General features: G+C 46.6%; 1 protein-coding gene. It reads right to left on the bottom strand.

What is annotated here, in order from left to right; translation table 11 throughout:
• The coding region (locus A3763_RS28075; RefSeq protein ID WP_068759906.1) for a hypothetical protein at nucleotides 1-726 on the bottom strand (726 nt) is incomplete at both ends.

Raw genomic sequence — 726 nt, 5'->3', positions numbered from 1 at the left:
GCCACTTAAATAGGCGCACTCAAGTCCGTGGCGGGATTGATTCGTGGCAAGATAGTCTCCACTGAGGTGTATTTTTTCACTACATGTAAGGTAGTTCTCTTTATTGTCGATGGGGGTATTACTCGGCAGAGAATATAGCCAGCGATGTAAGTGTGAAACGATGATATCTATTTTTTGTTCGCATAGTGCTTCGAACTCACTCAATAGATAGCTTTCAACGCGTGTTCGTTCCCAATTAATTGTTTCTTGGCTCCACTCTTCGCCAGCTTGGACTTGATAGTACTGCACTGAATCGTCTGGCTTAGCACCTCGTTTAACGTGCTCTGGCGAAATTGACTTAATATTTGGGTGCTGTGCAGAATCTATTTTTAGTTCTGTACTGCTACGAACGGCCAAGAGAAGTACCCATTGTGGTTCCATTTTAATGTGCTCGATTAGAGGGCAGAGACTATTGCCTTTGGGTAATAGGTCGTAAGCTTGTTGAGGTGGCGTTGCGATTACAATGTGCTCTGCTGTGCAGAACAGCTGCTCGCCAGTAGGTGATTCAGTGTAAACCTGCCAAAGCTCACGTTCCTTTTCGAGGCGACAAACCCGGGTGGAAAAGTGAATGTTCAGGTCTTTAGCAATGTGGCGCGTGATGCTGGAGTTTCGCTCTCGGCCAACATAGTACTCTGGCTGATTGGCGCAGGGAACGATAAGCTCATCGGCCAGCCACTTATCAAGTTG

It is taken from the genome of Oleiphilus sp. HI0128, assembly GCF_001635365.1.
This window is presented reverse-complemented; position numbering and strand designations above follow the sequence as displayed.